The sequence below is a fragment of the Pseudobutyrivibrio sp. C4 genome, assembly GCF_900111635.1.
Taxonomy (GTDB): Bacteria; Bacillota; Clostridia; order Lachnospirales; family Lachnospiraceae; genus Pseudobutyrivibrio; species Pseudobutyrivibrio ruminis.
The window spans coordinates 307,026-330,717 of record NZ_FOHF01000002.1; the positions used below are offsets into that span (position 1 = coordinate 307,026).

The 23,692-nt window shown below is 37.1% G+C and carries 27 protein-coding genes and 5 tRNA genes; all 32 read left to right on the forward strand.

All coding sequences use genetic code 11. The features are described 5' to 3' along the window. Nucleotides 1-19: 19 nt before the first annotated feature. The gene (locus tag BMY66_RS05310; protein WP_090394418.1) at nucleotides 20-508 is read left to right on the forward strand and encodes a TM2 domain-containing protein; all 489 of its coding nucleotides are present in this window, start codon (nucleotides 20-22) and stop codon (nucleotides 506-508) included. 13 nt (nucleotides 509-521) lie between these two features. Beyond that, nucleotides 522-2,279: a hypothetical protein gene (locus BMY66_RS05315; protein ID WP_090394419.1), complete on the forward strand. Its 1,758-nt coding sequence runs from the start codon at nucleotides 522-524 to the stop codon at nucleotides 2,277-2,279. Between the two features lie 16 nt (nucleotides 2,280-2,295). Next, complete coding sequence (locus BMY66_RS05320) at nucleotides 2,296-3,522, forward strand: hypothetical protein (RefSeq protein WP_143064508.1); 1,227 nt, start codon at nucleotides 2,296-2,298, stop codon at nucleotides 3,520-3,522. Next, nucleotides 3,519-5,972, forward strand: coding sequence for a VirD4-like conjugal transfer protein, CD1115 family (locus tag BMY66_RS05325; RefSeq protein WP_090394421.1), 2,454 nt, complete (start codon nucleotides 3,519-3,521; stop codon nucleotides 5,970-5,972). Before BMY66_RS05320 ends, BMY66_RS05325 begins: the two co-directional genes overlap by 4 nt. Before the next feature lie 8 nt (nucleotides 5,973-5,980). After that, entirely contained in the window at nucleotides 5,981-6,364 is a 384-nt protein-coding gene (locus BMY66_RS05330; RefSeq protein WP_090394422.1) for a hypothetical protein, read from the forward strand. Between the two features lie 133 nt (nucleotides 6,365-6,497). Further along, nucleotides 6,498-6,839 carry an HTH domain-containing protein gene (locus tag BMY66_RS05335; RefSeq protein WP_090394423.1) on the forward strand — a complete coding sequence of 114 codons (342 nt, stop codon included), beginning with the start codon at nucleotides 6,498-6,500 and terminating at the stop codon, nucleotides 6,837-6,839. A gap of 47 nt (nucleotides 6,840-6,886) precedes the next feature. Continuing rightward, nucleotides 6,887-7,108 (forward strand): hypothetical protein, encoded by a 222-nt coding sequence (locus BMY66_RS05340; RefSeq protein ID WP_090394424.1) that lies wholly within the window; start codon nucleotides 6,887-6,889, stop codon nucleotides 7,106-7,108. Between the two features lie 132 nt (nucleotides 7,109-7,240). After that, entirely contained in the window at nucleotides 7,241-8,221 is a 981-nt protein-coding gene (locus tag BMY66_RS05345) for a ParM/StbA family protein (protein WP_090394425.1), read from the forward strand. A gap of 7 nt (nucleotides 8,222-8,228) precedes the next feature. Further along, the gene (locus BMY66_RS05350) at nucleotides 8,229-8,522 is read left to right on the forward strand and encodes a hypothetical protein (RefSeq protein ID WP_090394426.1); all 294 of its coding nucleotides are present in this window, start codon (nucleotides 8,229-8,231) and stop codon (nucleotides 8,520-8,522) included. Then, nucleotides 8,523-9,566, forward strand: a complete 1,044-nt coding sequence (locus tag BMY66_RS05355; protein ID WP_090394427.1) for a hypothetical protein — start codon at nucleotides 8,523-8,525, stop codon at nucleotides 9,564-9,566. It begins immediately after the preceding gene. Between the two features lie 23 nt (nucleotides 9,567-9,589). Continuing rightward, a complete protein-coding gene (locus BMY66_RS05360) occupies nucleotides 9,590-10,006 on the forward strand; it encodes a PrgI family protein (protein ID WP_090394428.1) in 417 nt (138 codons plus the stop codon). Beyond that, a complete protein-coding gene (locus tag BMY66_RS05365) occupies nucleotides 10,003-12,441 on the forward strand; it encodes a VirB4-like conjugal transfer ATPase, CD1110 family (RefSeq protein ID WP_090394429.1) in 2,439 nt (812 codons plus the stop codon). The genes BMY66_RS05360 and BMY66_RS05365 overlap by 4 nt, the downstream gene beginning before the upstream one ends. Nucleotides 12,442-12,452: 11 nt before the next feature. Beyond that, entirely contained in the window at nucleotides 12,453-12,938 is a 486-nt protein-coding gene (locus BMY66_RS05370; protein ID WP_090394430.1) for a hypothetical protein, read from the forward strand. Further along, on the forward strand, nucleotides 12,928-13,341 hold the full coding sequence (locus BMY66_RS05375; protein WP_090394431.1) for a hypothetical protein: 414 nt from the start codon (nucleotides 12,928-12,930) through the stop codon (nucleotides 13,339-13,341). The genes BMY66_RS05370 and BMY66_RS05375 overlap by 11 nt, the downstream gene beginning before the upstream one ends. Further along, nucleotides 13,322-14,254: a hypothetical protein gene (locus tag BMY66_RS05380; protein WP_090394432.1), complete on the forward strand. Its 933-nt coding sequence runs from the start codon at nucleotides 13,322-13,324 to the stop codon at nucleotides 14,252-14,254. Before BMY66_RS05375 ends, BMY66_RS05380 begins: the two co-directional genes overlap by 20 nt. 138 nt (nucleotides 14,255-14,392) lie before the next feature. After that, nucleotides 14,393-14,908, forward strand: coding sequence for a hypothetical protein (locus BMY66_RS05385; RefSeq protein ID WP_090394433.1), 516 nt, complete (start codon nucleotides 14,393-14,395; stop codon nucleotides 14,906-14,908). Nucleotides 14,909-14,910: 2 nt separating this feature from the next. After that, nucleotides 14,911-15,204 carry a hypothetical protein gene (locus tag BMY66_RS05390; RefSeq protein ID WP_090394434.1) on the forward strand — a complete coding sequence of 98 codons (294 nt, stop codon included), beginning with the start codon at nucleotides 14,911-14,913 and terminating at the stop codon, nucleotides 15,202-15,204. Between the two features lie 105 nt (nucleotides 15,205-15,309). Beyond that, a complete protein-coding gene (locus BMY66_RS05395; RefSeq protein WP_090394435.1) occupies nucleotides 15,310-16,539 on the forward strand; it encodes an EAL domain-containing protein in 1,230 nt (409 codons plus the stop codon). Between the two features lie 465 nt (nucleotides 16,540-17,004). Next, nucleotides 17,005-17,703 (forward strand): hypothetical protein, encoded by a 699-nt coding sequence (locus BMY66_RS05400; protein WP_090394436.1) that lies wholly within the window; start codon nucleotides 17,005-17,007, stop codon nucleotides 17,701-17,703. A gap of 46 nt (nucleotides 17,704-17,749) precedes the next feature. Continuing rightward, a tRNA-Pro gene (locus BMY66_RS05405) sits at nucleotides 17,750-17,822 on the forward strand. 272 nt (nucleotides 17,823-18,094) lie between these two features. Then, nucleotides 18,095-18,568: a MazG nucleotide pyrophosphohydrolase domain-containing protein gene (locus tag BMY66_RS05415; protein ID WP_090394438.1), complete on the forward strand. Its 474-nt coding sequence runs from the start codon at nucleotides 18,095-18,097 to the stop codon at nucleotides 18,566-18,568. 2 nt (nucleotides 18,569-18,570) lie between these two features. Then, entirely contained in the window at nucleotides 18,571-19,014 is a 444-nt protein-coding gene (locus BMY66_RS05420; protein WP_090394439.1) for a GNAT family N-acetyltransferase, read from the forward strand. Nucleotides 19,015-19,034: 20 nt separating this feature from the next. After that, entirely contained in the window at nucleotides 19,035-19,532 is a 498-nt protein-coding gene (locus BMY66_RS05425) for a GNAT family N-acetyltransferase (protein WP_090394440.1), read from the forward strand. A 640-nt stretch (nucleotides 19,533-20,172) separates the two neighbouring features. Further along, nucleotides 20,173-20,246 (forward strand) — tRNA-Arg (locus BMY66_RS05430). Nucleotides 20,247-20,365: 119 nt separating this feature from the next. Further along, a tRNA-His gene (locus BMY66_RS05435) sits at nucleotides 20,366-20,439 on the forward strand. Between the two features lie 46 nt (nucleotides 20,440-20,485). Then, a tRNA-Gln gene (locus BMY66_RS05440) sits at nucleotides 20,486-20,557 on the forward strand. 52 nt (nucleotides 20,558-20,609) lie between these two features. Next, nucleotides 20,610-20,682 (forward strand) — tRNA-Lys (locus BMY66_RS05445). Between the two features lie 188 nt (nucleotides 20,683-20,870). Next, a complete protein-coding gene (locus BMY66_RS05450) occupies nucleotides 20,871-21,134 on the forward strand; it encodes a type II toxin-antitoxin system prevent-host-death family antitoxin (RefSeq protein WP_090394441.1) in 264 nt (87 codons plus the stop codon). Beyond that, nucleotides 21,127-21,429, forward strand: coding sequence for a type II toxin-antitoxin system RelE/ParE family toxin (locus BMY66_RS05455; RefSeq protein WP_090394442.1), 303 nt, complete (start codon nucleotides 21,127-21,129; stop codon nucleotides 21,427-21,429). The genes BMY66_RS05450 and BMY66_RS05455 overlap by 8 nt, the downstream gene beginning before the upstream one ends. A gap of 254 nt (nucleotides 21,430-21,683) precedes the next feature. Further along, nucleotides 21,684-22,031, forward strand: a complete 348-nt coding sequence (locus BMY66_RS05460; RefSeq protein ID WP_090394443.1) for a type II toxin-antitoxin system RelE/ParE family toxin — start codon at nucleotides 21,684-21,686, stop codon at nucleotides 22,029-22,031. After that, on the forward strand, nucleotides 22,028-22,315 hold the full coding sequence (locus BMY66_RS05465) for a helix-turn-helix domain-containing protein (RefSeq protein ID WP_090394444.1): 288 nt from the start codon (nucleotides 22,028-22,030) through the stop codon (nucleotides 22,313-22,315). The genes BMY66_RS05460 and BMY66_RS05465 overlap by 4 nt, the downstream gene beginning before the upstream one ends. 201 nt (nucleotides 22,316-22,516) lie before the next feature. Then, on the forward strand, nucleotides 22,517-23,659 hold the full coding sequence (locus BMY66_RS05470) for a CdaR family transcriptional regulator (RefSeq protein ID WP_090394445.1): 1,143 nt from the start codon (nucleotides 22,517-22,519) through the stop codon (nucleotides 23,657-23,659). The last annotated feature ends 33 nt before the right edge of the window (nucleotides 23,660-23,692 follow it).

The window sequence follows — 23,692 nt, forward strand, 5'->3', positions numbered from 1 at the left end:
GCCCTTATTGGAGATATAAATGATAGAAAAATATAGATACAACGAAGATGGCTCTATTGATATTCGTAGAAGGATTACTACAAAGGTAGGACCATTTCAGACATTTTATGAAATTGGAGAGGCTTACTTTCCATGCATGAGTGCAGATGGAGATAGCTTTTTTACAATAGCTTTATCTACTGGCTTGCTTGGAGGCCATAAGTTTTATACAGGAAATTATCTACAGGGAATCCTGTATGCACTAACTTTTGGCCTACTGGGATTTGGATACATTCTTGATTTAGTAATGATTCTTACTGGTGGGTATAGCTACATGTCAAACAGCATTACCAGAGATGGAGCCACAAAGGTAAGGACATTTTCACAGCCTCTTGAAAATAAAAAGAAGGCACTAATTAGTACCTTAGTGGCAGCTGTCGGCTGCTTTGTAGTAGTTAAGTTTATGTATTGGCCATTGGTTGTGGTAGTAAGTGAACTCCTTTCTAACATAGAGCTTTCGTTGTACTAGAAAGGAATTACTTATGAATACAGTTCAAGATGAATACAACCTTGAGAGGTTTATTGAAATCCTATCAAGAATATTCGCTGTACCTTACCAGGTCATTGAAGCCAATGTAGGCAGATATTATAAGGCCTATAAAGAAGAACGAGGTATCGATGCTTTAAATGACTGGGTTGATAAAGGTGGCGACTTATCACATGTAGAAATCTTTTCTGAGCATATCGATGATTTGGAAGCAGTCTTTAAGATGAACCATGTCCCTTATGTGACTATGAATACCATATTAGGGAATGAATCTCCTATAGCGACACTTGTATTCAGGAATAAAGACAAAGACATAGTTGAAGATATTGTAAAGGGCTATAGATCTTTTCTATCTGAGAATACAAGGGAGCTGGATATTTATAGTTTTAAGGCACTTATGGAAAACTCTGAGATTGCTGCAGCATCAAATCTTACTATTGGTGAAATATATGCCTTTAGAAGAGCTATGCGAGAAGAAGAGTTTATGTTTTGCGTTGGTAAGGATACAAAGAATGAAGGCAGATACCAGATTTTTGCTGACAATAAAGAAGGTTTATCCAGGGTGCTTGCAGGCATTTCCTTTGATTTCAATCTGAATGGTGGAGCATATAGAAACGAGATTGATAAGTACTCTGCTCAGTATAACAAGATTAACTCACTAATGAAGACAAAGAGTTTTTATATTGTTGATGGAGCAGATCCTTGCAATTTCACCCACGTGACAAAAGATAGTTTCTCAACTCATAACCTTGTGATTAACAAAGAAAGGCAGCCTGACGGTGAGATGATTGATGTAGTATCTGACCCAGCTGCCAGAGTCGTGAAACATGCAAAGCCAAAAGATGTTCTAAAAATAGCAATGACCTACAAGAAACCAATGCTTATGGCAGAGGAAGATTTTGACTTGGTAAAAGGCTATTCAAGAAATGGTATGGCAAAGGAAGCTGACTATTTTGCAGTCAACCTTCAAAACTTGATTTACCGCTTTGAAAATCAAAAGCCAAATATCATGAAGTTCCCGCAGAAGAAGTCTCTTATAGAACGAGAGGAGATAGTGGGATTTGTAAACATCCCTCAAAACTATCTTAAGGAGCTTACAGAAAAGTATCCGCAGATATACATGCATTACGATGGTTCCATTGCTCTCAAAAAAGAGGATAAGAAACTTGTAGATGACTTCTTTAGAGAAAAACTAAAGGGCCTTGATAAATTAAAAAGATTATCTTTTGGAATGTACATAAATGGCAGAAGTGGAAAGCATCTCATGGACCTTTCTGGAAAATCAGACAATGTTTACTACATTGTTAAGCCAGATAAGCCAAACATTGTCCTGAGAATCGACAATAAAGCTGCAATGCTTCTTGAAGATGGGGTGGAAATTGCAAAAGTTCGTAATACATCAGATGGCTATGAGAGATTTGTCTCAGATTACATGTGGGAATTAAGTAATCCTATAGGGCTTACTGAACAGGAAATGCTTTCACCTGGAAGAGATCAGATGATTGAGTCCATAGCCATAGGAGATGTAGGAAACCTTGCAGTAGAACACCTCATAGAAAAAGAGGAAAAAGAGCGAGCTGAATTCGTCGACATGATGGCAAGAGGCGAAAAGGGCGTGTCTAAAGAACATGAAAAAGCAAGGGATGATTATTTAAAGATGTCCCTTGTAGCAAAGGTTCTTGATAATCAGATATTTAAGGAGATGCAAAAGAAACATGTTTCAAAAGAGATTGATAACGACATTGATATATAAAGCCACGGGATTTTGGGTGGCAGTACTAGTGTCTTTGCTTTATTTTACGCCATTAACTGCCACAGCAGTGGAATTAGATGAGGGTGATGAGGTGGAGGCTGTAATGAGCTATGACACCTCTAAAACAGATGAGACACCTAACCAGATAGAGGGTGTTTGTCAGATTCCTGAGGGATTCGGTTTAAATGCCTATATTGAGATTGCTGATGCAGAGGGTACTCATTATTACATCTCTGTATCCCAGGAGAATGGATACTCAGATAGAGCCTATGTGAAAAATGGGACCTATTCCTTTGTTTCAGCTGGAGTTTATGGTGATAACACTGGTAAATATGCCTTTGATTTAGTGCAGGGTGAGGATGATTTTACCTTGGATGGAGAGAATAATTCATTTTTTTGCATCAAGGTAAAGATCACAAACTATGACGAGATTAAAGCCCAGATAGAAGAAAACAAAGGTGAAGAGAAGCCAAAGGTTTTGGAGTACGCACCTACAGGCCTAAAAGGGGTAACCATTGATTCTACAGGTGTTCTTTATTATGAAACAAAGGCTACATCTTCGAAGGGCACTATTGAAATATATGGTAACGCTACTAACGACTATAAGGTTTATGTTGAAATCATAGAAAAGGGTGTAGTAGGAGAGGCTAAGTTTAAGCTTTCCTTAGATGGAGGAAAAACTTTTATAGGAGATGACACTACCTCAGAGGAGTTTGATCTAGGGTCTTATGGAATAACAATTGGATTTAAGACTGAAGTAGATACAGATGAGCTGCAGGTAGGAGATACTTTTACAGCAGATGTTCCTGCAACAAATTATGTATCTCAGCTTAATCCTCTTGAAAGTAACGTAGTTGTGGCTGGAGCTTCAAAAGAAGACTATCAGCTAATGATAGATATCTTATCCTCGGAAACTCTTGGAAAGGCGAAGTTTTCAATTTCCACTGACAGTGGAAAAATTATAGATGTGACAGACACCATTCCAGAAGATGGAATATATAAGTATAAGGATTTAATCATATATTTTTATACGTCAGATGTTTTCTCCAAAGGAGATCAATATATGTCCTCTGTGGAAACACATATAGAAAAGTCTTCATATCTAGGAATTATAATCATTATCGCAGTACTTGTAGCTGGTTTTATAGCATTTTTGGTTTTCCTTCTGATGCATGCTGAAAAGAAAACAGACTATGTAATTCAGGTCTGGAATGAAAAGCAGATGAGTGAGGTATATCGATGAAAACCGTAAAACCTCACATATCAGAAAAACAAAGACTATCTAATTTCCTGACAAACTGTGTGGTTGTAACCATATCAAGCATATATTTTGGCTTGCGTCTTGGAAACGTAGCCTATCACATGCCTTTAGAAGAAAGAGACCTATTTAATGTAGTTATCACTTTCTCTGGAGGGGGCTATGCCAAGTGGTATGCCTTGTTTCCATCAAATCTTACTTACTTAGGAATAGGACTTCTTGCAGCCTTTGTTATGTGTGCAATTCTCTTTAATGAATACATGAGAGTAAAAGGTACAGTTGAAGATGCTCACGGAGATTCATACTTTGAAGAGGATTATCATCAGTACAATAAAGAGTTTGTATGTGATCCAGCCTTAATAAAGGCTAAAGGTTTAAAAGATGACATAAGGCCAGTAAAGAAAAGTAATGTCAAATGGCTGCAGCATATATATGTGAGGTTCGCACTACTCAGACGTAAATTTAGAAAATCTGAACCTAAAAAGGCAAACTTTACCAGAAATGATGAAGGTAAGCTTGTGTGTGAGTCTATAAAAGAAGACAAGCATAAGAAGCTAATAGAGTATTGTAAGGACCATGCACAGATTTATACCAATGATATTTATCTGTCACTGAATGGTAACTGGAGTCAGAGAAATACAAATGCAATAGTCTTTGGTGCTTCAGGAACGGGTAAGAGCCGTTATTTCCTAAAGCCAAACATACTCCAGGCTAATACATCCATAGTTATTACGGATCCTTCCTCAGATGTTATGCAGTCTACAGGATATTTCTTGGAAAAGAAGGCAGGATATAAGGTTAAGTGCTTCAACATTGATGACATGACCAAGTCCTTAAGGTTTAATCCCTTGTATTACATAAGAGATACCAAGGATATAGCTATCATTGTTAACTGCTTTCTTGAAAATGTTGATGGAGAAAAGAAAAAGAGTTCATCAGGAGACGGTGATTTCTGGCTAAAGGCTTCTACAGCACTTCTTTGTGCCTGTATTGGTTATACGGTGGAAGTGTGCCCTATAGAAAGCCGAAACTTCTCTAACGTTCTGGATATTATTAGGCTTGATGGACGTTCAGAAAATGATGATAACACCAGTGAAACAGCCTTTGATGAGCTGTTTATAAGACTTGGAGAGGCAAACCCCGCTTCCTATGCATACCAGCAGTATAAGATTTTCAGACAGGCCCCAGCGAAGACAAGATTAAATATCCTGATTTCAACCTCAGTTAACCTGTCCCAGATGGATATTCCAGAGGTAAGAAACCTGACTTATAAGGATGAGATGGAATTAGACCGTCTATCGGAAGAAAAAATGGCCATATTCCTTTGTATTCCGCAGGCGGATACCACATATTCCTGGCTGACTGCCATGTTTTATAGCATTCTCTTCAAGAGGCTTTATGCAAAAGGTGAACAGCGAATGAGGGATGAGGGACTAAATGATCCTCAGCTTAAGGTACCTGTGAGATTCTTTATTGATGAGTGTAGAAATATTGGAAAGATACCAAATCTATCCATATATCTAGCTACTTGTAGAAAGTACAGGATATCCATAGTACCTATATTCCAAAACTACTCTCAGGTAGAAGAGGTTTATGGCGAAAAGGGTGCAAACTCAATCATTTCAAACTGTGATGCCTTCCTGTTTTTAGGTGGATCAGATGAGGCAACCCTAAAGATCATAACAAGCCACCTTGGAAAAGAGACTGTAAAAACACTTTCTATGAATTCAGCTCTTCTTTTCACAAGAGGACAGAATTCTACAAGTAAGCAGCTTTCTGCAAAGGAGTTAATGACCAGAGTTCAGGTAGAGACTATGTCTAATAATGAATGTCTTTTGTTTATCAGGGCTCTTCGTCCTTTCAGGACTAAGAAGTTTGTACTTGAGAACCATAAGAACTATAAGTTTCTAGCTGAAGGAAGCCAAGGTGAGATATACATAAACCAGATTGAATCAAATTATGAGGATGAGGAAATAGAAGGTCTTCGAATCAAGGCAGTAGGAGAGGATGGCTACATTAAACCTGCTGTAGTAGATAGTGCAAGACGAAGAAACCTTATTATTGAAAACCGTAAGAAAGCCAGGATTATCAAAGAAAACATAGATAAGTTAAACATGATTATAGCTACTTCTGACAGTGAAAAAGAGAAGAAGGCAGCAAGAATAACCATATCTATGGAATTAAATAAACTTAAGGCTTTTGCAAGAATAGATAACGAAATAGCATATACCCCTCAGGACTTAGGATTTGCAGACACAATAGAGTTTTCCGATGAGACCAAAACAGAAAGTACTGATATAGGGGATAACTATAAGGTTAAAACATCAGATGAAACCATTGAAAACGTAGTAACAGCAACACCTATAGACTCATTTGCTGATCCAGATGTTTTCTATGATGTGGATTTAATTGAAGATGATTTAGAAGAAAGGTAATTAAAGAAATGTTTCAAAATGTAATTAGTAATGTAAAGAACTTAGTTTTAGAGCAGAAGATTAAGCCTGCAGTAGCAGCTGCTATTTGCTTAACATCAACAATCATGACAACTCTTTCACCAGCAATGTGTGAGATTAACGGAAATTCATCAATGCAGAACTTCTTAAAGCTTCTGTTTTCCCTCTTAATCTTTGTAGGAATTATTTTGATTATTGCTGGTGCAGTATCACTTATCAGAGTAGTTATGTCAGTAGCCTCAGGTGAAACAGCACAGCCAGGTACAATTGGTAGAGGCGCGGGACTTCTAGTAGGTGGAATTGTTCTTTGTGCTTCAAAGGCATTGGTTAAGGCCATTATTGGTCAGGACCCAACAACGATGACATTCATGTAGAATACACAATTTTATACCACGATTTAAAGGCATTCACTGCAGGTGAGTGCCTTTTTTTTACACAATAAACGACCATGTACAACTATGCCGTTTAAATGTGATATTTTACGTAGAAATCGAAAGGAAAGAAGCCATGAAAAAGGGAGAAAGACTTCTAAAAGAGATTGACTATTTCAAATCCTTAAACGTGTCAATCAGCGCTACAGATGTCGGTGAGTTTTTTGGTGTAACCAAGAATACTATTCAGGACGATATAGACAGGCTTAAGTATCATGGCTGTGTTTTCGAAGCCACTGATGGTCGTAGTGGTGGTTATATATTAAAGTCAGCGCCAACAAAGGAGAGGTTGGCTGTTGGAGAAGAAAAAGAACAACTTCTAAAACAAATGATAGAAGAAGCAAAAGGGGAGAAAAAAGAATTACTTCGTCAAATGACGGAAGATTTAGCAATTAAAACATTGGAAAAAGATAAGTAATCTGCCCCGAAGCTAGGGCAGATTTTTTTATGGGGAGGTAAAGGCATATGATCAAATTCGAAAAGGCCAGAGAACTGGCCCAATCCAGAAAGGTATTGCTTGATACCGTAAGTGAGTATGACAATGCTTATGTATTCTCATATTCAAAAGGGTTGAAACTGACAATGAGTGATGAAGTAGTGGTGTTGAAGGATTCAGGTGCAGTTTATTTAAGAAATCAGATTAAAGAGGAACAGCTAGGAAAGCTGATAAATACTGTATCTATATAGGACACATGGTTCATTTAAAGAGGCTCAAAACGAGCCTCTTTTTTTAGACTAAAAAAATATATTGTCCAACTTTCATATTAGGTATACCAAAACTCAAATTTTGGTCCCTTTTATATGCAGGAGGAAAGAAGAATGGAAAATATCATTTTTGGAATTGACCATGGAAATGGAAACATGAAGACGGTCAGAGAAAGCTTCCCTTGTGGATTCAAGATGCAGGAGACAGAACCTTCTCACTTGTTCTCTAAGGACATCATTGAATACCAGGGCAAGTTCTATAGCCTGACTACAAATAAGTTTGCATACCAGACAGATAAGACTGCTGATGATAAAGCACTAATTCTTACCATGTTTGCCATGGCAAAGGAATGGGAAGCCCGCTTGAAGGAAAAAACGCAAGATTATGACTTCAAGAAAAACTTCTCAGGTCTAAATGGAAAAGAAATAGTTTTGGCGCTAGGACTTCCACCAGCTCATTTTGAAAAGCAGCATGTGGCATTTAAGAAGTACTTTGAGGATCACATGAAAAATGGAATTAATTTTAAGTACAACGGTAAGTCAATCATGGCATATCTGAAGGATGTAATTGTGCTTCCTCAGGACTATGCTGGAGCAACCATCATGATGGGAGATGTGATCAAAGAGAACAGCACTGTTTATTGCATCGATATCGGCGATGGAACAGTGGACATGGTAGGTCTTACAGATGGAATGCCAGATAAGGACACAATGCTTAGTAGAGAAATGGGTATGTCAAAGCTTAGAGGTCAGATTATTGATGATGTAATCAATGATTACGGAGTAACACTTGATACAAAAACAGTTGATGGATATCTGAAAGATAAGAGACTGCCACTTCCGGATGATATTAAAGAGCAGGTTGAGAATCGAATAGAGCAGACTACAGCTGAGTTTACTACAGAGCTTATCAATCAGTTGCATACCAAGGTTGCTGACTTTAGAGTCTACCCATCAATCTTCTTAGGTGGTGGCTCAATGGTTCTTAAGGAATACATTGAAAAATCAAAGATGTTTGGAATTACTCATTACATCGACAGCATTTCAGCTAATGCCATTGGTTATGAAAAAATCGCTGAGGCGTTGGTTAAGTAGGTGGCACATGGCAAGGTTTTATTTTGAGGTTGAAGATGAGGAAATAATCAAGTTTGTTAAGGCACTAAAAAGAAAGAGAAGTGCAGTTATAACACAACTTATCTATCAGCTTATGGAAGAAAGTGATGAGTACCTGCCTTCCTGGCTAATAGTGGAAACCGGTTGCACCAGCAAAGTTGGCCAGAAGAAGGATATAAAGCCAATAACTCAAAGAGTAGTGCCTCAGGAAAAGAAGGAGGAAGAGCCGAAGACAGACAATGCATCCTTAGCGCTTGCAGGTCTATCGGGCTTTGGATTTTAAATGATAAGAATTAGTAAATATAAAATACTGGCATTTACATTTTTTGCCATGACTGCCTTCTTAGTGGTTTCTATTGCTTTTGCTATTCCTGATCCATTTACAGAAAAGCACATCATGAGTGGTCTTATCAGTGACTGGATTGATGACATGTTTAAAGGTCAGACAGTAGGAGATATTAAAAATCTTCTCTACATAGACTTTGACACTATTAAAAATGGGTCAGTCACCATAGCAGCTAATGTTGGAAAGACTGGAAACGCCAGTGGAGGGATGACAATAAACATGGCAGTTATCCCAAAGCTTTATAAGATATTTCAAAACTTAGGGATCATGGTAATGATTATGTACTTTGGGGCCGGCCTACTTGAGGAGCTTTCCTTTAATCAGATGTACATAGAAAAGATGATAAAGAAGTTTGTATTTCTTGTTATAGGAGTAGTTCTTATAAGCCAGGCAATGGAGCTTGTGTATGGAATAGCTAACATTGGCTCAGCCATAGTCCTTAAAGCTTATAACGTGGCTACATCCACAGGCTACAACACTCCAGCTTTAGATGATGTAAAAGCAGAGATATGGTCAGACATCTATACAGTAAATCCTGATGCCAGTGCCATAAAGCGCTTACTTCAAAATATGGCAGACCTTGGAGTACAGGTAGGGTATGTAACCCAGATGTTTATTCCATGGGTTATCAATAAGCTTTGCTGGGTGCTTTTGCAGGTAGTGTGTTGGTCAAGATTTATAGAGCTAACCCTTATGGCAGTGGTAAGTCCTATAGCTTTGTCTGATATAGCAAAGGGTGATGCCAATACATCAAATACAGCTCGTGCCATAAAAAATGTCATAGCACTTTCCATGTCAGGCTCAATTATCTTACTTGCAGTAATCATTGGTTCAAGCATTCAGGCGTCAATCTTTGCAGAGGCTGTAACAGCAAACAACTTTGGTTCCCTTTGTTGGGAGCAGGTAATTGTAGGAATAGTTCAGGTAGGTGTCTGCTTTAGAGCTAATGACATAACTAAGACTGCATTAGGTATAGCCTAAGAAACTAAGTTAAGGAGGATCAGATGTTAAGTGTAGATATTGAAAAGGAAATAAAGCAGGAAAACAAGATTCTTTTAGGCTTAAGCATGAGAAAGTTCATATGTGTTCTAATAAGTCTTCTTATGGCTATATTGTTTGCACTGCTGTTTTCAATGAACTTTTATGTAAGCATTATTCCTTCAATGGTGGTTGGCGCCATAGCTTTTGCCTTTGGCTGGATCAAGTTTGATGGAGTACCAATGGAAGAGTTTTTGTTTAAAAAGATAAACGAGGCCTTTTATGGAACCAAGAAAAGAACCTATAGGACAAAGAATGCTTATGTAACACTTCTAAATAAGGAGTATGCAAGAAGAAAGCAGATTGATTTAGCAAATAAGCAGGTAAGAAAAAGCCTTAAGAAGCAGAAGAAATCAAAGGTTAAAGAGAATTACATAAGATGAATATAAATATATCAACAACACAAAAGACAATCAGAATAAGTGGTGTCTATGAAAAATACGGTCTTATTGAAACCTCAAAGGGCCGCTTTGTAAAGATATACAGGCTTGGAGATAATAACTATCTTACAGCCATGGAAGAAGAGCAGGCCCAAATTTACGAGGGATACAGAAAGGTTCTTAATTCCTTCGGTTCTAATGTAGATTTTGCCATCACAATATTTAACAGAGCTATCAATGAAAACGAAGTATCTGAGGATGTGCTAATAAAAGAGGCTGGAGATGAATGGGACTATCTGAGAAAGCAGATGAATACCATTATCCTAGACCGAATCAAAGAAGGTAAAAACGGCATTGTAAAAGCTAAGTACCTATCTGTTTCAGTAGAATCAAAGACTCCAAAGAAGGCTTTTGATGAGTTTTCAAGAATAAGCAACGATTTAAATAAGTCATTTGAAAAGATCGGCTCATTTGCAATCCCCCTGACACTTCCTGAGGAAATAGAAATTCTCTATGACATCTTTAATGATGATGACACATTTTTGGTTCAAACCCATAGAACAGTAGATGATAAGGGCCAGCTTAAGGAAGAAAAGAGCTTCGACTTTGAAAACATGCGCTCCCAGGGTCTTACCATAAATGACCTTCTTGCGCCATCATCTTTTACCTTTGAGCCAAGGTATATGACCATGGGCAATAAGTTTGCAAGAACATTAAGGGTGACACAGCTTCCAAGCAGGCTTTCAGATGAATTCCTTACAAACGTTACAGATATGAATTTCAGTCTGCTTACAACAATAAACATTCATCCAATCTCTGCAAAGCAGGCAGACGCTCTGGTAGCAAAGAACCTATCTTTCATCAGAGATGAAAAGAAAAGAGCTCTTCAGGCAGGACAAAAGGCTGGTATCTATGATGATTCCTATGTGGATCCAAAGATTTTAGATAGAGAAGCGGAGGCTCTTGCACTAAGGGATGCCATGCATACAAGGGATGAGCACCTGTTTGAAACCAGTATTACAGTAACAATCTTTGCTGAAAATAAAGAACAGCTTGATGAATACACAGAGACAATTATTACTGAATATAAAAAGGCTGCAGCAACAATCAACGTAATGATTAATCAGCAGGAAGAGGGCTTTAATTCAACGCTTCCTCTTTGCAACAGCCAGATTAGAGACAGAAGAACACTAACTACAAGTTCTGCGGCTATATTTATTCCGTTTTCAACATTGGAATTAAACGATAAGTCGGGAATTAACTACAGTTGCAACCTGATTTCAAAGAATTTAATTGTCTATGACCGCATGAGTTCAAACAACTTTAACGGGTTTGTACTTGGTAGCCCAGGTTCTGGTAAGTCATTTATCAGTAAGGTGGAGATGCTTTCAGTATTTCTTAAGACCAATGCTGACATCATAGTTATAGATCCTGAGGATGAGTATACGGCCCTTGCAACCATGTTAGGTGGAGAAGTAATCAAAATCATGCCTGATGGAAAGAGTCACATAAATCCTCTTGAGATTGTAAATAGCTATGAGCTTGAGGATGAAACAAATCCAGTTAACGCAAAGGCCGACTTCGTTCTTAAGGTAATGGAGTGTATCTTATCATCTCCATTTGGTATTGATTCAATTCAGCAGACAATCATTGATGAGTGTGTTCAGGAGTTGTTTGAGCCATTTGTAGTAAACGGAAGACTAATGGACATTCCTGAAGATGAGATGCCAACCCTTACAGACCTGCAGTTTTTATTGGCTAAAAGAAGAGAGCCAGAGGCAAGAAGCCTTGCCATGGCACTAAAGCTTTATACAGGAAAGGGATCGCTTAACACCTTTGGTTTTAAGACCAACGTAAAAACAAGAAGTCGTTTTGTTGTATATCAAATCAGGGATATAGGTGACAGACTTAAGTCTCTTGCTATGCTTACAATCTTAGATCACATCTGGAACAGAATTGTAACCAACAGAAAGGTAGGAAAGAATACCTGGTTCTTTGTAGATGAAATATATCTGCTGTTTCAGAATGAGTATTCAGCTACATTTCTAAATACTCTTTTCAGACGAGCCAGAAAGTACGGAGGAGTTCCAACAGGTATTACTCAAAACGTATCCAGTCTGCTTGAAAGCCCAACAGCAAGAGATATGCTTCAAAACTGTTGTTACCTGGCTATACTTAGCCAGTCAGGACCTGATAGAGAAAGACTCAGGGAGATTTTAAATCTATCTGACACTCAAGTTTCGTATATAACAAATGCTCCAAGAGGACAGGGTCTCTTGTATACAGGATCTAACCTTGTGCCATTTTATTCAAGGTTCCCTAAGGGTAATGATATTTATAAGGCTCTTACATCAGACCTTAAGGAAATCAAGGACTTTGAGGAAATGGAAAAAAGAGAAGAAGTCAGAGCAAAGAAAGAATTAAAAAGACTTATTTAAAGAGGTAGCAAATGGATAAATTTATAGATTATGTAGAGGGGACCAGGCTTTTTACAGAGTTTTTTGCGAACCTGCCAACCCCGCTTAATAACGTATATTTTCTTATCTTAGTTGCAGGAATTGTTGTAGTAATGCTGTTTTCAAATTTTATAGACATGATCTTTGTAAATCTAAGACATAGGAAGATTGTAAAGAAGGCCGCTGAAAAGCCTGTAGAAAACAACCCTGTTAATGAGAATGTTTTGGGCTTTATGGCTGCCATGCAGTATGCCTTCATGTCAAAGCAGAAGCAAAGAGAAGATGTGGTAACTATTGAAGAGCAGCCTACAAACTTTATTGAGCAGAAAGAGTCCTATTTTGAAGCAACTATGAGAGAGCAAAGACAAAAGGATCTAAGAAAGAAACAGCTCTTTGAGCAAAAAGAGGCAGCCCGTATAAAAGCTGAAAAAGCAAAGTATGAGCTTACAAAGGAAGAGGAATTATTGAATGAAAGATAAATCACTGGAAGTGAAAACCAGACAGGTAAAGGAATTGATTGCAGAGCGTATGGTTGGCTCCGTGAGATTTCTGTTTGAATGCTTCCTTGATACTACTGAGGTAGAAGTGTCTGTATCAAGAGAGGGCACTGAGGTAGTAACAGAGGTAGATAAGCAGAAGTATGCCATGGAACCAGCCAATGACCTAAAGGAACTTCTAAAGAAGCATACAACACTTTCTAACATTGAAAAGAAGGAGTATGGAGACAGAGAGGCAATGAAGCTTGTATTTACAGTGCTTTTAAATCTCTACGCAGGTGGCTACATAAAAGATGAGGTATTCCGCCAGCAGGAAATGCTAAATGTAATCAAGAAGAAATTAAAGAATTATCAGGTGGTGGGTAATGCTTACGCAGTTGTCTAAAGCTTTAGAAACCATTGATGAGGCAAACCTTGATAGATATATAAAAATCGTAGTAAATAATCCAAATCTTGGGGCCTTCAATCACGCTTATCTATTTAATCAGGGAAATATCGAAAAGTACGTGCTCTCTGAAAATAGCATTATGGAACTGGGTAAGCGTTCTACTGGAGTAGAAGGGCAAATTTTCCTTCCTGTCTTTAAGGATGAAATGACTTTTGCTAGAGCTAAGGTAAAGGAAGTCAAACCGCCAAAGAAATCGGATGTGGGCATTAATCATCTTACAAGATTTTTTCAGGTGTTTGGTATTACCCCACGACCTACAGAGATTTTGTGGGATGGTAGATTTGGCCACTTTGATAAGGGAAATGGTGAGGCCTATATTGCAAAGAACGTCTATACAAGCCAGTTTAGTGATAAAGGCATGATAAATAGGGCAGTGCTGGAGATACTGGCAGAACTATTTGCTACAGAAGAAGAGGTAGAAAATAGGGATTATAACAGGCTTCTTGTATATATGGTTCTTCTTAATGAGGGATACTATCCATCAAAGCCTGAAATAGATATGGAAAATCTTAAGGTCTTCTTAAATGAAGAGAGATTGATGGACCTTTCTTTGATATTAAAGCGTTGCCACTATCTAGTAGAGGGGGTAGTCCTTGATTTTGAGGAGATAATGCTTCTTAGAGCATTAATGAAGGAAGATAAGAATGAAACCTTAGGTCTTTTGGAAAGAATAGAAGCCACCACTAAGGCCAAAACTATGATTAAAGGCCTAAAATATAAGCTTTTGTCTTCTGATGATGCAGCATATATGGAGCTTTACATGGTAAAGGAAGCTAAGAAACTAAGACTTCATCAGGACTATAAAGGATTATTCGATACAAAGAAATACTTTAAAAACCTGGATAGATAGGCCTTTAAATACACAATAGCAATTCTGTGCGCATAAAAAATATAAATTATATAAAAAACATAAATAAAATATGTATTCATACAAGTGCGACGCTTTTAAATTATAAAGCCAGATATCAGAAAGAAAGGAGCCAAAAGTTTGGATCAAAATGAATTCTTAAATGAAGTCAAAGGCTTAGATGAAGATGGCAAGTCAAAAGCTCAGGTAGTAGTGGGCATCATGGATGTAGTTAAAAATGAAATGATAGATACTGTCACATCCTTCTACGGCATCTTGGATGTTGCCATTGTACCAGACTATAACTCAGCCTTTGAACTGACCTTTAACGATAGTGGAGATTATGAGTTTGTTCAGCTGACAGGACTTTTGGATGAGTATTTTAGTCTTGTATCAAAAGCAAACTCAAAGGCAGAAATTCCACCACTACTTACACTTACAATCATGCCTGCAGGAGATATAGAAAACTATCTTACTGCAGTAGGAGCCATGTATTCCTACAAGGCAAACAGACCTTATGAAATACCAAATGGCATTCACTTTGTGGCACCTACAGAAAATATTGAGTTCTTAGGGCTGGATGAAGATACAGTTAACACTCTTCTTGATGAAATAGACGAGGAAGAGTTTTTTGAAGAAATGGAAAGAGGTAATTAATAATGGAAAACAAATCAACAAATCAGACAATGTCAAAGAAGATGACAGGTATCGTAGCATACTTTTCTTATATAGGATTCATCCTTGCATACTTATGTGGCGATAGAGAAGGAGCAAAGTTTCATTTAAACCAGGCATTAATTATTCATTTGATCTCTTTGGTAGGATTCCTTCCTTATATAAGAATGGTAGCAATGCCACTTGCAACTATCCTTTGGTTTATAGGTTTCATCTACGCAACCCGTGAAGAAGAAACAGAAGTACCAGTAGTAGGCAGTATCAGACTACTCAAATAAGTGACATTAAAAAGACAAGAAATTTATTGACAATTTGTTTGCGTGATAATAAAATTTGAAATTGTCGCGCTATATAGTTTTGTAACGTTTGAAGGAAGATAATTAATGAAAGGAACATTACTCGATAACATAGTAGCAGCCATGGAAAATAATGAGCTGCAGGCATATTATCAGCCACAGTATAACCCAAGAAAAGGTGTAATCGGCGGAGCCGAAGCACTTGTTCGCTGGGTAAAGCCAGATGGCACCATAGTACCACCAGCAGAGTTCATCCCAGAACTTGAAGAAAAAGGCCAGGTAAGTATAGTAGATTGGTATATTACAGAAGAAGCTTGTAAAACAATCAAAGAGCTTGGTGATAAAGCTATAAAGATAAGCGTAAACTTCGGAAGAGAGCACGCTAAGGATGAACACTTTGTAGATAAACTTGATAAGCTGGTAGAAGCATATCATATTGATAAGAGCTTGCTTGGGGTAGAAATTACAGAATCTGATGTAGTAGCTGAAAAAGAAGATGTTATCGCCTGGGTTCAAAGAGTAGAAGCAGCTGGATATACAGTATCCATTGATGACTTCGGCTCAGGTATGTCGTCCCTTTCATTTGTAAAAGATGTTCCTGCAAAAGTATTAAAAATAGATAAGTCCTTCTTGGAGGATAACTGCCAGTCAGAAAAAGGAAGAATCACTCTAGAATCCGTTTTCTATATGGCTCACCGCCTTCGCCTTACAACAGTAGTAGAAGGTGTAGAAACAAAAGAGCAACTTGATTTCATAAACACCTGCGATTGTGATTATATCCAGGGATACCTGTTTTCAAAGCCTGTAACACATGATGAGTTTTTCAACATGTGTACTAATGAAGCTCCAGTTGATGTAGACTTCTTTGATCCATTTGCATCTCAGACAGCGTTCGGTCAGGTAAGAGCACTTATAGATGCAGTCTATAGTAAGTTCCATATGGTAGTCTTTACAAACCTGACAAGAGATAGCTACCATGTGATGAAAAGAGAAACCTTTATGAATACACTTCTTCCTGAAACAGGAAGCTATACAGAAGGCTATAACTATGCAAGAAGTATGTGTAAAGAAGAGGATGTTGATACTTTAGATAAAGCATTTACAAGAGAAAACCTTCTTGAAGCATATGAAAGAGGCGAAAAGTCAGTTGTAAGAATAGTGGGTCAACGTACTGAAGAAGGAGAATATCATAAGGTAGCCTTTGAAGATTACTTCATGAATCATCCAGATAGTAATGATGTGTTTATGGTTTCCTTTATTCACTATGTAGACTATAGTGATGATACTTATGTAGGCGATGTAAGATTTGGATATTGATTAAACCCAAAGGCTAGCCAATAATCAAATCCAACAGTTCCTGGAGGAGGTAAAACAAGAGAAGACCTCCTGCTAGAATGAATTAAGCGATAACTGATATATATAAATATAAGAACAACAGCCCCTGTTATCGGCATCCGATAATAAGCAGGAGGTCTAGGCCTGTCAAGAGACCGTGGAATAAACCAAAGGTTTTATGCCGCGAAAGCTCTTGATGGGCCGTTTTTATATAAAAAAGCTATGACGTGTTTATTTTTAGTGTGTATTGTATCTGAAAGAGGGTTTAAATAAAATATCATATAAGAGTGTTTGAGGTAGTTTACAGATTGAATAGGAGATACTCATATGAGATTGGACGAATTAATAGTAATTCTCAGAAATGCAGATACTTATAGCGATATAGATAATTATGGCAAAGGTCGACATGATTTTAGAACATAGATAGTTTATTTAAGGTGGATAGAAATGAATGATATTTATGAACCAATTAAAACAAAGATAGCTTTTTGGTGTGATTATGATAAGAATGCTCCTAAATCAAAATATGAGGATGATCCGCAAGAACATGATAAGTATAGAAGTGAACATGACTTAGATTGTATTTTAAATGATGGTAACTTATTTGCAGATACAATATTTTCATTATGGCTACCTTTGAGAACAATTCTTGTAAGGATAAATTCTTATACTAAGTTAAATAGAGTGGGCAATATTAATAATAAGATTAGTTTTTTAAATAAATTGATGGAAGTTGATAATTTGAATCAGTATTTACCTCGCGATGATAAGAGAGCAATTCTTTTATCTGAATTATTTGAAATAGGTCAAACTAAAGCAAATACAATGATTCTTCCAAACAGAAAACTACAGGAAAAAGGTGATGAACCAGTATATGACTATATGCCTCATTTTTTGGCTGAATGTTTTCAAAAAGGAAGGTTTAGTTATGCGTTTAAGGATGATGAAGCCTTTAAAAGATGGATAAATGATCAAAAACTTACGATGTTTTTTAAAGACGAAATTATTGATATAAATCATATTAAAGATTTATCTGGGAGTAAGAATGTTAGATGTAACATTCCGCCAGAAGGAAAAGAAACTTTAATGTTAGAAAATTATATACAGATTTTGAAGGAACGGGAAAGGCAAATTGACGTTGGATAAAAGGAGAATTATCCACTCGTAGTAATCTTTGCAGCCATTTACTTTACGGGGTGTGGCTCAGATGGTAGAGCGCTACATTCGGGATGTAGAAGTCGCGCGTTCAAATCGCGTCACTCCGATTATTACAAATCATGAGGGGATACTTATGGATATATCTAATGAAGACTTAGAACGTTGTAAAAAAGTTGTAGGGAATCTCTTTCTTAAAAGAAAAGGGATTGAGTTAACCGACGCACAGTTAACAAGCATTACAAAGGACATCATGATAATATCCGACTCCCATGGGGGAGGTTTGTCGAGCGATATTGTTTTAGGCTTTGCAAAGGGATATATCGACTCAAATCTATACTCCAAACACATTTGAACTCAAATATTGACAATGAGGTAAATCATGGCAGAAATCGATAGATTAAAAGAAATAGTAGAAACACTAAGAGGTGAAAACGGTTGCTCCTGGGATAGGGTACAAACCCATGAAAGCCTAAAGCCAGAATGTATAGAAGAGGCTGCTGAAGTAATTAATGGAATTAATAATTACACCAAGACAGGCGATGCAGAAAATCTAAAAGAGGAACTTGGTGATCTCCTGCTTCAAGTAATGTTCCATTCAGTGATAGCAGAAGAGGAAGGCCTGTTTACATTTGAAGATGTAGCAAAGACTGTATCTGAAAAGATGGTAAGACGACACCCTCATGTTTTTGCTGGAGTAACCTATAACTCAAAGGAAGAACAGCATGCAGCCTGGGAAGAAATAAAGAAGCAAGAAAAGGCAGGCAAGGAATGGTTTGCCGACACACTTCCAGAGGCTTTTGAGGAAGCTAAAGAACTTATCGAAAAAGCCAAAGAGCGAAAGGGATATAAGTAGTAATGGATATTATATTAGTAAATGAAAATGAGCCATATTGGGATAAGCTGATAGCCTTTTCAAGTAAGTGCTCATGGAACCCAGGCAAGAATTTAGCGACAAGAATGGAAAACGGTGACTTTAAAGGTGACGAGCAGATATTTGCAGCGATTGAAAACGATGAGATTGTAGGATTTTGCGTTTTTGAAGAAGATGGATATATCCCACCTGAATACGACTATCATCCATTCATAAATCTAGTATTTGTAGATGAATCCTATAGAGGCAAAAGAGTTTCTGAAAAGCTAATTGAAAAAGCACTAAGTTATGGCAAAGAATTAGGCTTAACTAGGGTTTATCTAAAGAGTGAGCATCGTGGCCTATATGAAAAATATGGATTCAAAAAGATTGCAGATTTTAAACCTATTGTAGGACTTGCAGATCAGATATTTGAAAAGACTTTATAATATATAGAAAGAACTTAGTAATGGAAATAAGAAAAACAGTAGAAGCTGATGTACCTCAGCTCATGAAAATATATGCATATGCCAGAGAGTTTATGGCAAAGACAGGAAATCCTAATCAGTGGGGGCCTAACAACTGGCCACCAGAGGAATTGATTCATAATGACATAAATGAAGACAATAGTTATGTATGTGTTAATGATGCAGGTGATGTAATAGGTACCTTCTATTATATAGAAGGAAAAGATATTGAACCTACATATATAAATATAGAAGATGGATCATGGATTGATGATAGTGTTTATGGAGTTATCCATAGACTTGCATCAGATGGTTCTGAAAAAGGTATTGGAAAGTTTTGTATAGATTGGGCATTTAGCCAGTGCAATCATTTAAGAGTAGACACTCATACTGATAATAAAGTAATGCAGAATCTTCTCGCAAAACTTGGCTTTAAGAAATGCGGAATAATACATGTAATACAGGATAACTATCCAAGATATGCTTATGAAAAACTATAAAAGGCATTTACTATGAATATTAAAAACCGATATATATTATGTACACCATATTAATCAAGAGATAATTGGTTAATTAGAACATACCTAGTCTGCGCTAGGTCAAGAAGGGCAACCATTCAGTAGAGTGGTTGCCTTTTCTTATTTATATATGAAAGTATTCAAAATATAAAGCCTTATAAAAAGACAACATTTCCTTAATTCTAGTGCAAAAAGAAAGTTGAACATACAGTTTGTACAATTCAAACAATTGAGCTCAAAATGGTGAATAGATGTACTTTAAAAAATGGGAGAAAATCCGTTGACTTTAGTAATTCTGGGTGATATTATAATCGAGCGCTGAGGGACAGCAAGTCACACAGCACAAACGAAGATTGATAACTGAACAGTGAAACAAACCTTGAATTAATACATTTTCAAAATGAAACATGTATCCTTGAAATTCATTTAAGTTTCTTAATGAAACGAAACCTTTAATAGTAAACAAGTCAGTTTTGTGCTGACCTGGAATTGAACTCAAGCAACTTGGAGTTGCTTACATATTTAACATGAGAGTTTGATCCTGGCTCAGGATGAACGCTGGCGGCGTGCTTAACACATGCAAGTCGAACGAAAAAAACAAAATTTCTAATATGTTGCATATGTGTCAGTAGCTCAGCTGGATAGAGCAACGGCCTTCTAAGCCGTGGGTCGGGGGTTCGAATCCCTTCTGGCACATTTGAGGTAATTTTTTATGAAAGCGTAGCTTTTATAAAAATTTACTGTGAGCCTGTATCAGCGAAGCTGATCGTTAAATCAGGCGAACTTCCTTGTTTTATTAAACAAGTTTGAATATGGTGGGTGTGGCACAGCTGGTTAGCGCGTCGGATTGTGGTTCCGAAGGTCGAGGGTTCGAACCCCTCTACCCACCCTGTTGCGATAGCAACAAATTGAATAAGGGCAATTAAGTCCTTTGTTGGGCTATCGCCAAGCGGTAAGGCACCAGATTTTGATTCTGGCATTCGCTGGTTCGAATCCAGCTAGCCCAGTTTCTAGTCTATGCCTTTTTCTTTTGGAAATAGTCGCATACCAATTTAATATGGGGTTGTAGCTCAGTTGGTAGAGCACCTGACTTTTAATCAGGTTGTCGGGAGTTCGAGCCTCCTCAGCCTCAGCAAAGGAAAGCACGTAAGCATTGGCTTACGTGCTTTTTATTTTATGAACTATCCGCAAAATCCGGATAGTTCAAAACGTGACAATTTGTCACGAGTTGGTTACAGGTTGTAACCAACTAAGAAATTAAAAACATATACAGCGTAGCATAATTATGCTACAATAAAGACAAATAAGGAGGTGTTTATTATGCCAACAATTATGCCTATTAGAGATTTAAGAAATACAAGTGAAATATCAGAAATTGCACATAGAAAAAAGGAACCTATTTTTATTACTAAAAATGGATATAGTGATCTTGTAGTTATGAGTGCAGAATTATACGAGAAGTTTGCAAGGGAAAATCGTATTGATCAGGCTATTTTTGAGGCAGAGCAGGAGTTTGCTGAAACTGGTAAGACAATAGATGCAAAGGATGCTTTTGCAGAATTGGAGAAAAAGTATTTTGAATAAGTATACTGTAGAATTAATGCCAAGAGCGTATAGGGATATAGAAGAAATATATGCTTATATTGCTTATGAAAAGTTGTCTCCAGAAAATGCAAAAGGACAGATTGATAGAATAAAAGAAGCTATACTAGGGCTCGATACATTGCCTGAATCTCATCAAGATAGAATAACTGGTAGATATGCAGGTAAAGGATATAAACAATTAATTATTGATAACTATATTGCTATATTTAGAATTGATGAAGGTAATGGTAGAGTTTTGGTTGTTACTGTGCAGTATCAGGGAAGAGATATATAGTGATAGTAGGTTTAACTTATAAATGCAGAGGCAACAAATGCCTTTCTTTCAATATTTTTTGAGACCGAGATGAGTTCGAGCCTCCTCAGCCTCAGCAAATGAAAAGCCTTCAGACTTTTGTCTGGAGGCTTTTCGTGTACATATATAGGGGCATGCTTGTGAGTACAATTATATATGTATGAACAGTTGTGAAGGGAATACCTTGACAATATGTTCTATACGACATATCATATTTTTAGGAAGGATCTATATTAATGTACGAGATTGAGCTGTACGATATGGAGGATGGTCGATGCCCTGTCCAAGAATTCTTGGATTCATTGGAACCCAAAATGCATGCAAAAGCACTTAGAACTATTGATTTATTAGAGGCAAATGGTCCACAGCTTAGGGAACCACATTCTGGACCGATAGGAGATGGAATATTTGAGCTTAGGACAAAGCAAGGTTCAAATATTACTAGAGTGTTCTATTTTTTCTTTGTTGGTCAGAAAGCTGTTCTTACAAATGGATTTGTAAAGAAGACTCAAAAGACACCAAAAGCAGAGATTGAACTGGCTAAGAAGTATAAAACTGATTATGAGCGGAGGTATTGTAAATGAGCAGTTATAGAGAATATAAAGAAAAAGCATTAAAAGACCCGGAGATTAAAGCTGAGTATGACTCTCTTGAGGCAGAGTACGATATTATCCAAGCAATGATTGATGCCAGAATTAACCAGCATATGACTCAGAAGGATCTTTCTGCCAAAACAGGTATTACTCAAGCAGATATTAGCAGAATAGAGAATGGGACGCGTAATCCTAGCCTTGCTATGGTAAAAAGGCTTGCAGAAGGGCTTGGGATGCAGCTAAAGCTAGAACTTGTACCACGAACAGCAAAATAATGACTTTTGTTTTGTAAATTGTATTCATCATGTTTTCGTTACTAGTCATTCTTTTTTTCAGCATCTTCTAAAGTAAAGTCTGCAAAGTTACTAGTATCTATAGGTGCAGATAAGTTTAATGATATGTTTTACATGGTTCTTTGCTTTTGTATAGCCTAAGATTTAAAATAATGGATAGGATGATGGAAAGGGAGAAGGGGCATGATTAGTAAGCTTTTAGCGGAAAAGTTTATTGAACAAGTAACAGAATACACTTCATATAATGTAAACATTATGGATGAAGACGGTGTAATAATAGCAAGCAGAAACAGTGAGCGAGTGGGGCAGTATCACGAGATTGCTTACAGAATTGTTCATGGGGAAGAGGACATAGTTGATACTACAACCATTGAGCAGTTTCCAAACGTTCTTCCAGGCATAAACATGGTAATAGAGATGGATGGAAGGCGAGAGGGAGTAGTTGGTCTTACTGGAGAGCCAGAGGAAGCCAGACCTGTAGCAATGATTGTAAAGATGGCAATTCAGTCTATGCTTCGCTATGAAAAGCAGCAAGAAAAAGCCAGACTACGTGAAAATCGAAAAGAACGTTTTATCCATATGTTAACTGAGGTTGAGTATGCCGATTCGCAGGAAATACGTGAGTTGGCTGAGGAACTTGGCTATCCTGAAGAAAGAATTAGAATTCCTATCTTAGCCATTATGGATGGGGTCAATGCATCTGACTTTTTAGTGCATCTTAAAAAGAGTCCTTATCATACTCTAAAAGATGTTTCTTTAGCCCTTGATGAAAAGAGAGTCATCATATTTAAAACTATGCCTGACACAGTTAGCGAATTATTCTCTGATTACAAATACATAGTTGGAGAGTATTTAAGCCCAGTTCTTAGGTGGATGAAAGAAAACGATACTCAGGCGAAGTTCTATATTGGTAGTTTCCAAGATTCTTATGCACGCTATTACTATGCATACAGACATTGTAGATGGTTACAGGAATATATAAAAACAGAGGGAAGCTCCGTTTTCTTTTATGATCATGTGGGGGAATATTTGCATTTTATTACTCCAATGAGAGATATGGCTAACATGTTTTATATATTTGAAAGCAAATTTCCAGAGGGAAAGATTGATGATTTCATAGAGACAGTTGGAGCTTTAATTAGAAACAACTTTAACTTTAATAAAGCAGCCCAGGAATTATTCATACATAAAAATACATTGGTTTATCGATACAATAAGTACAAGGAATTGATGGATATTGATCCGGTGGCTAAAGCTTCAGATAGAAGCTTTTTGGAGAGTTTCTACACCTATTTGTATAGGAAGAGGAACAAATACAATATATAATGTGTTGTGTTCTCAACACAAAAAATTGATATT

Bases quoted from the DNA above. Each gene is read 5' to 3' on its own strand.
- BMY66_RS05310 (WP_090394418.1), top strand. From the start codon at position 20: ATGATAGAAAAATATAGATACAACGAAGATGGCTCTATTGATATTCGT.
- BMY66_RS05315 (WP_090394419.1), top strand. From the start codon at position 522: ATGAATACAGTTCAAGATGAATACAACCTTGAGAGGTTTATTGAAATC.
- BMY66_RS05325 (WP_090394421.1), top strand. From the start codon at position 3,519: ATGAAAACCGTAAAACCTCACATATCAGAAAAACAAAGACTATCTAAT.
- BMY66_RS05330 (WP_090394422.1), top strand. From the start codon at position 5,981: ATGTTTCAAAATGTAATTAGTAATGTAAAGAACTTAGTTTTAGAGCAG.
- BMY66_RS05335 (WP_090394423.1), top strand. From the start codon at position 6,498: ATGAAAAAGGGAGAAAGACTTCTAAAAGAGATTGACTATTTCAAATCC.
- BMY66_RS05340 (WP_090394424.1), top strand. From the start codon at position 6,887: ATGATCAAATTCGAAAAGGCCAGAGAACTGGCCCAATCCAGAAAGGTA.
- BMY66_RS05345 (WP_090394425.1), top strand. From the start codon at position 7,241: ATGGAAAATATCATTTTTGGAATTGACCATGGAAATGGAAACATGAAG.
- BMY66_RS05350 (WP_090394426.1), top strand. From the start codon at position 8,229: ATGGCAAGGTTTTATTTTGAGGTTGAAGATGAGGAAATAATCAAGTTT.
- BMY66_RS05355 (WP_090394427.1), top strand. From the start codon at position 8,523: ATGATAAGAATTAGTAAATATAAAATACTGGCATTTACATTTTTTGCC.
- BMY66_RS05360 (WP_090394428.1), top strand. From the start codon at position 9,590: ATGTTAAGTGTAGATATTGAAAAGGAAATAAAGCAGGAAAACAAGATT.
- BMY66_RS05365 (WP_090394429.1), top strand. From the start codon at position 10,003: ATGAATATAAATATATCAACAACACAAAAGACAATCAGAATAAGTGGT.
- BMY66_RS05370 (WP_090394430.1), top strand. From the start codon at position 12,453: ATGGATAAATTTATAGATTATGTAGAGGGGACCAGGCTTTTTACAGAG.
- BMY66_RS05375 (WP_090394431.1), top strand. From the start codon at position 12,928: ATGAAAGATAAATCACTGGAAGTGAAAACCAGACAGGTAAAGGAATTG.
- BMY66_RS05380 (WP_090394432.1), top strand. From the start codon at position 13,322: ATGCTTACGCAGTTGTCTAAAGCTTTAGAAACCATTGATGAGGCAAAC.
- BMY66_RS05390 (WP_090394434.1), top strand. From the start codon at position 14,911: ATGGAAAACAAATCAACAAATCAGACAATGTCAAAGAAGATGACAGGT.
- BMY66_RS05395 (WP_090394435.1), top strand. From the start codon at position 15,310: ATGAAAGGAACATTACTCGATAACATAGTAGCAGCCATGGAAAATAAT.
- BMY66_RS05400 (WP_090394436.1), top strand. From the start codon at position 17,005: ATGAATGATATTTATGAACCAATTAAAACAAAGATAGCTTTTTGGTGT.
- BMY66_RS05415 (WP_090394438.1), top strand. From the start codon at position 18,095: ATGGCAGAAATCGATAGATTAAAAGAAATAGTAGAAACACTAAGAGGT.
- BMY66_RS05420 (WP_090394439.1), top strand. From the start codon at position 18,571: ATGGATATTATATTAGTAAATGAAAATGAGCCATATTGGGATAAGCTG.
- BMY66_RS05425 (WP_090394440.1), top strand. From the start codon at position 19,035: ATGGAAATAAGAAAAACAGTAGAAGCTGATGTACCTCAGCTCATGAAA.
- BMY66_RS05450 (WP_090394441.1), top strand. From the start codon at position 20,871: ATGCCAACAATTATGCCTATTAGAGATTTAAGAAATACAAGTGAAATA.
- BMY66_RS05460 (WP_090394443.1), top strand. From the start codon at position 21,684: ATGTACGAGATTGAGCTGTACGATATGGAGGATGGTCGATGCCCTGTC.
- BMY66_RS05465 (WP_090394444.1), top strand. From the start codon at position 22,028: ATGAGCAGTTATAGAGAATATAAAGAAAAAGCATTAAAAGACCCGGAG.
- BMY66_RS05470 (WP_090394445.1), top strand. From the start codon at position 22,517: ATGATTAGTAAGCTTTTAGCGGAAAAGTTTATTGAACAAGTAACAGAA.